4 protein-coding genes are annotated in these 6,000 nt (G+C 58.5%); 2 read left to right on the forward strand and 2 right to left on the reverse strand.

Features of this window, described 5'->3' with window-relative positions:
• Positions 1 to 81 precede the first annotated feature (81 nt).
• Complete coding sequence (locus tag ASN89_RS19695) at positions 82 to 312, forward strand: DUF6139 family protein (protein WP_046686119.1); 231 nt, start codon at positions 82 to 84, stop codon at positions 310 to 312.
• Between the two features lie 63 nt (positions 313 to 375).
• Here the strand turns inward: ASN89_RS19695 and dnaE are convergent, their stop codons facing one another.
• Positions 376 to 3,915: a DNA polymerase III subunit alpha gene (gene dnaE / locus ASN89_RS19700; RefSeq protein WP_058050468.1), complete on the reverse strand. Its 3,540-nt coding sequence runs from the start codon at positions 3,913 to 3,915 to the stop codon at positions 376 to 378.
• A gap of 137 nt (positions 3,916 to 4,052) precedes the next feature.
• Between dnaE and ASN89_RS19705 the strand changes: the two genes are divergently transcribed.
• Complete coding sequence (locus ASN89_RS19705) at positions 4,053 to 4,949, forward strand: sulfurtransferase (protein WP_058050469.1); 897 nt, start codon at positions 4,053 to 4,055, stop codon at positions 4,947 to 4,949.
• Positions 4,950 to 5,065: 116 nt separating this feature from the next.
• Here the strand turns inward: ASN89_RS19705 and ASN89_RS19710 are convergent.
• The coding region (locus ASN89_RS19710; protein ID WP_235502020.1) for an acyltransferase at positions 5,066 to 6,000 on the reverse strand (935 nt) is incomplete at its 5' end.

Here is a 6,000-nt window from a genome sequence, read left to right on the forward strand (position 1 = left end):
ACGGCACAATCCTGTTACGCTAGCGCTATCGGCATGCACTGCGGTGCACCGGTTCCCCCAACGTTTACTAGGAGGCAAGTCATGCGTGTAGACATCTACCGCCGGGCCGAGCACGACGGCATTTTTTCCTACCTCGCCGTGCCGGAAGGAAAGCTCATTCCGGAAGAAGTGACCAATACGGACTGGCAGCTCGAAATACGCGCCAGCGAAGTGGCTGACGATGCCGAGATCTTGCCCGACTACCATATCGAACAGCCGCACCAGCAGATCGCCGCCAAAGGCTATGCGATCACGGGCCTGAAAGACATGTAAACGAAAAAAGCCAAACCAGCATGTCTGCGGTTTGGCTTTGTTGTCAGCGCCGGGCGGTGCCGGTCAGTATTCGACCGCCACCTCTTGCGCGCCCAGCATCTGCTCCAGCGCCATCTGCAATTCATCCGATGGCGCCACTTTCCATTCATCCCCAAACTGCAGCACGCAACTGACGCCTTGCGGGCTGACCTTCGCGGCGATCGGCAGTCCGTCCGCAGCCCGGTGCGGCATGATCACGTCGCGGATGCGCTTGGCATCCAGGGTGGCCGGCAAAGTCAGGCCCAGTTGGCGGCCATACTGCACGCGCGCGGCGATGATGTCGAAGGCGCTCTCGGCCGTGATACGCAAGCCGCCCGAAAAACGGTCTTCCGACACCTTGCCCACGACGGCCAGGAATTCATCTTCCTTGAAGATTTTCCGGTTGGCGTCGAACAATTCGCCGTACACCGTCACTTCCACCGTACCGCTCTTGTCATCGAGCGTGACGATGAGGATCTTGCCCCGTTGCGTCATCTGCGTGCGCAAGCCCGTGATGACGCCGGCCATCATGCGCGGCTCGCGCGATGGCGACAATTCCGACAATTTCGTGCGCGCAAAACGGCGCGCCTCGGGCGCATACGAATCGAACAGGTGGCCGGACAAATAGAAACCCAGCGCAATCTTTTCTTCCGTCAGGCGCTGTTTATCGGTCCACACGGGCACCTTGACGTACTCGGGCGGCGCCACCATGTCGCTGTCGTCGCCGCCGAACAGGCTCACCTGGTTGGCCGCCTTGGCGGCCTGGTCAGCGCATTCCATGGCGAACGCCACGGACGCGAGCAGGATGGCGCGGTCGACCTTCAGGCAATCGAAGGCGCCGCTGCGTATCAGCGACTCGATGGTGCGGCGGTTGATCTGCTTCTTGTCCACGCGCTTGCAGAAATCGAACAGGCTCGTGAAGGGGCCGCCTGCCTCGCGCGCGGCGATGATGGCTTCGATGGCGTTCTGGCCCGAGCCTTTCACGGCGCCCAGGCCATAGCGGATCTGCGTGACTTTCTTGCCGCTCACGGACGGCGGCGCGCCGCTCGGCATGAAGCGGTAATCGGACTCGTTGATATCCGGCGGCAACAAGGTCAGCTTGCAGATTTCCAGCGAGTCTTCCACCAGGATCTTGATCTTGTCCGTGTCGTCCATGGCCAGCGACAAGTTGGCGGCCATGAAGGCGGCCGTGTGGTGCGCTTTCAAATACGCCGTGTGATACGACAGCAAGGCGTAGGCGGCGGCGTGCGATTTATTAAAACCGTAGCCGGCGAACTTTTCCATCAAGTCGAAGATCTCGTCGGCTTTTTCCGCCGTCAAGCCGTCTTTCGCCGCACCGGCGCGGAAGATCTCGCGGTGCTCGGCCATCTCTTCGGCCTTCTTCTTACCCATGGCGCGGCGCAACATGTCGGCGCCGCCCAGCGAGTAGCCGCCGACGATCTGCGCCATCTGCATCACCTGCTCCTGATACACCATGATGCCGTAGGTTTCGGACAGAATCGATTCCGTGCGCGGATCGGGATAATCGAAGCGTTCGCCGTGCTTGCGCTTGCAGAAATCGGGAATCAGGTCCATCGGGCCCGGACGATACAAAGCCACGAGCGCGATAATGTCTTCGAAACGGTCGGGACGCGCGTCTTTCAGCATTCCCTGCATGCCGCGCGACTCGAGCTGGAACACGGCCACGGTCTTGGCCTTGGTCAGCAAGTCGTACGACGGCTTGTCGTTCAGCGGCAAGGTCGCCAGGTCGAAGTTCGCCTGCGCCGGGTCGAGCTGCTTGATGTAACGCACGGCGCGGTCGAGAATGGTGAGGGTCGTCAGACCCAAAAAGTCGAACTTCACCAGACCGACGGCTTCCACGTCATCCTTGTCGTACTGCGACACGACGCCGGAATCTCCGCCCTGCGTGTACAGCGGGCAGAAATCCGTCAGCTTGCCGGGAGCGATCAACACGCCACCCGCGTGCATGCCGATATTGCGCGTGATGCCTTCGACCTGCTGCGCCAGGTCCAGCAGCTGTTTGACCTCTTCCTCGTTTTCCAGGCGCTCCTTGAGCAGCGGCTCTTCCTCAATGGCGTCGGCGATCGACACGGGTTTGCCCGGCTTGAACGGGATCAGCTTGGAGATGCCGTCGCAGAAGTTGTAGCCGAAATCCATCACGCGGCCCACGTCGCGGATCGCGCCCTTGGCCGCCATGGTACCGAAGGTGGCGATCTGCGAGACGGCCTCCTTGCCATACAAATCCTTGACGTGCTGGATGACGCGGTCGCGCCCTTCCTGGCAAAAGTCAATATCGAAGTCGGGCATCGAGACGCGTTCTGGGTTCAGGAAGCGCTCGAACAGCAGGTTGTACTGCAATGGGTCCAGGTCGGTAATGAGCAGCGAGTACGCCACCAGCGAACCGGCGCCCGAGCCGCGGCCCGGGCCGACGGGCACGCCGTTTTCCTTGGCCCACTGGATAAACTCGGCCACGATGAGGAAGTAGCCGGGGAATTTCATGTTGCAAATCGTATCCGTCTCGAATTTCAGGCGCGACTCGTAGCGCGGACGTTCCTTTTCACGGCGCTCGGGATCGGGATACAACTGCAACAAACGCTTTTCCAGACCCGCCTGCGATTCGGCGACGAGAAACTGGTCGATCGTCATGCCGGGCGGCGTGGGGAAATTCGGCAATTGCGGCTTGCCCAGGGTCAAGGTCAAATTGCAGCGCTTGGCGATTTCCACGGAATTGGCCAGCGCGGCCGGCAAGTCGGCAAACAGTTCCGCCATGTCGGCCTGCGACAGGAAGCGCTGGCTGTCATTGAAACGTTTGACGCGCTTGGCGTTGGCCAGCATTTCGCCTTCGGCGATACAGGTGCGGGCTTCGTGGGCAATAAATTCTTCAGGGGAAATGAATTGCACCGGATGCGTGGCGACCACTGGCAGGCCCAGCTTGGCCGCCAGCGCCACCGCATGGCGCACCTGCGCTTCCTGGTTGGCCTGGCCGCCACGCTGGATTTCGATATAGAAATGCCCGGGGAAAATCTCGGCCCAGCGCTGCGCGTTGCGCTCGGCCAGGGCCAGGTTGCCATTCTCGATGGCGGTACCGACATCGCCGAAGTGCGCGCCCGACAGCACGATCAAGCCATTGGCCGCGCTTTCGCCCGGGTACAAGTCGTAGGTATTCGTCGCCAGCGCCTGGAGCCACTCGATGCGCAGCTCGGCACGCCCCTTGTACTGGTTCGTCAGCCAGGCCGTCGACAGCAGTTCGCACAGCTGCAGATAGCCCATGCGGTTCTTCGCCAGCAACAGCAGGCGCGACGGTTTTTCGCGGTTGTCGTCATTCGTGATCCACACGTCGACGCCGACGATGGGCTTGATGCCTTTGCCGCGCGCTTCCTTGTAGAACTTGACCATGCCAAACAGGTTCGACAGGTCGGTGACAGCCAGCGCCACCTGCTTGTCCTTCGCCGCCGTCTTGACCACGTCGTCGATGCGCACCAGGCCATCGACGATCGAGTACTCCGAGTGCACGCGCAAATGGACGAAAGCAGGACCGGGCTGCATCGCTTGCTGTGAACCTGCCGGAGCGCCGGCCTCTTGCATTACCATTTCCATCCTGTGTACCGTTTCGTGCAAAATTCAATGGGGTCTATTCTACCGCGTCGCGCGTGCGGACCGGGTATCCTGCCTGGCCTGTCGGGCTTATAATATCGGCTGTTCAGTCTAAGCCGATCGCCATCATGCAAGCTATCACCCCAGCAACACCCGCCGTTTCCGCCGCCGTCAGCCCGCTGGCCGCCACGTTTGTCAATATCGCCGCGTATAAATTCATCACGCTCGACGATACGGAAGCCATGCGTCCCTTGTATCAGGAGCAATGCCTGGCGCTGGAACTGAAGGGCACGATCCTGCTGACGCCGGAAGGCATCAATATGTTCCTGTCGGGCACGCGCGAGCATATCGACAACTTCCTCGCCTGGGTGCGCAGCGACGAGCGTCTGGCCGATCTGGAATGGAAGGAAAGCTTGTCGAACGAGCAATCGCACAAGCGCATGCTGGTCAAGCTGAAAAAAGAAATCATCACCATGCGCATGCCGCTGATCAAGCCGGAACTGGGCCGCGCCCCGTCCGTCGATGCGCACACGCTCAAGCGCTGGCTCGACGCCGGCGTCGACGATGCGGGCAAACCCGTGGTCATGATGGAAACGCGCAACGCCTTTGAAGTGGATGTGGGCACGTTCAACAACACGCTCGACTACCGTATCGACAAGTTCACGGAATTCCCGGCAGTGGCCGCCGCCCACAAGGATGAACTGGAAGGCAAGACCGTCGTCACCTTCTGCACGGGCGGCATCCGCTGTGAAAAGGCCGCCATCCACATGAAGGAAATCGGCTACGACAGCGTGTACCAGCTCGACGGCGGCATCCTGAAGTATTTCGAAGAAGTGGGCGGCGAGCACTACACTGGCGACTGCTTCGTGTTCGACTACCGCACGGCCCTGAACCCGAAACTGGAACCGACGGAAACGGTACAGTGTTTCGTCTGCCGCGCCGTCGTCACCCCGCGCCAGCAACTGGCGCCGGAATATGTGTATGAAGTGTCTTGCCCGCATTGCTACGGCAAGCAGAGCGTCTAATACCGGGCACAGAAGGTAGGACAGTACTTGCCTGGTACCGCAGACCGTTTCTTAAATGCCAGACTCGTTCCATTCTTGCGTCTACAGGCAAAGCTCCTACCAAGCGAACAATTCTTTTACGTAATATATCGTAAAGGTTTAATCAGTCGCAGTATATAAATAAGCAAGAACGACGCGGTGAACACGCCAATAGAAGTAGTCAGAGAAGTGACCCATGGATTCCCTATCGTCGCTGAAATAGCGTGCACCTTAAAAATGGGGTCGATCATAAAGATGTGTATACAATAAATTCCCAAGGTACAGTCGGATATGGCCACGACCCAGCGCGACGGCACGCCTGGCTTCATCCCCATGAAGGCTGTGTACAAGCCATAGGAGGCTCCTACGACCAAGGGCGACAGGTAAATATAGAAAAATTCACAAGGTCCACCCAGGTGTCGTGACCACAAATAAGTAACGGCCATAGTGGCGGCGGAGCAACTGAAAAAAATGGCCAACCCTGCCATGATGCTGCCACGGCTATCAGCGATATAAGCACCAAGCAATAAATAGCCAATATATCCGCCAAAGTATGTCAGATGATACTGCGTAGCAAGCAACCCCAACTGCAAGCTTCCGCATTGCGTATCATTCCGCAACGCCATGATGGTTGGGTAGACCGAAGCGACCGCGAACCAGAGCAAGATGAAAGCCAGATGCTCTTTCCTACTGCTATGCTGGTAAAACTTGCGTAATACTGGCACCAAGGCGTACAGACCAACGAGGGCATACAAGTACCACAGATGAAACATTGTCTGGCCACTCAGAATTTTCACCACCCACGCATCCCAGCTGCCAATTATCACACCGTTATACGCTAGCCACCATAGGAAAAAACATGACCAAAATATTAATGGCGGGATGATTTTTAAGAAGCGCTTACGAAAAAAGGTGCCAAGGGTCTCATCCTTCGATAATAGGTTAGCGCCGCTAATCATGAAAAATATCGGTACGCATGCACGCGTCAGTGAGTCATAGAAATTGGCTGCCAACCACTTTTCTCCGAAAGCAT

This window comes from Janthinobacterium sp. Ant5-2-1 (assembly GCF_001445815.1).
In the GTDB taxonomy this organism is placed as follows: Bacteria; Pseudomonadota; Gammaproteobacteria; order Burkholderiales; family Burkholderiaceae_D; genus Janthinobacterium; species Janthinobacterium lividum_E.

What these genes read in the sequence shown, in the direction of transcription:
- ASN89_RS19705 (WP_058050469.1), top strand. Translation starts at nt 4,053, where the DNA reads ATGCAAGCTATCACCCCAGCAACACCCGCCGTTTCCGCCGCCGTCAGC.
- dnaE (WP_058050468.1), bottom strand. Translation starts at nt 3,915, where the DNA reads ATGCAAGAGGCCGGCGCTCCGGCAGGTTCACAGCAAGCGATGCAGCCC.
- ASN89_RS19695 (WP_046686119.1), top strand. Translation starts at nt 82, where the DNA reads ATGCGTGTAGACATCTACCGCCGGGCCGAGCACGACGGCATTTTTTCC.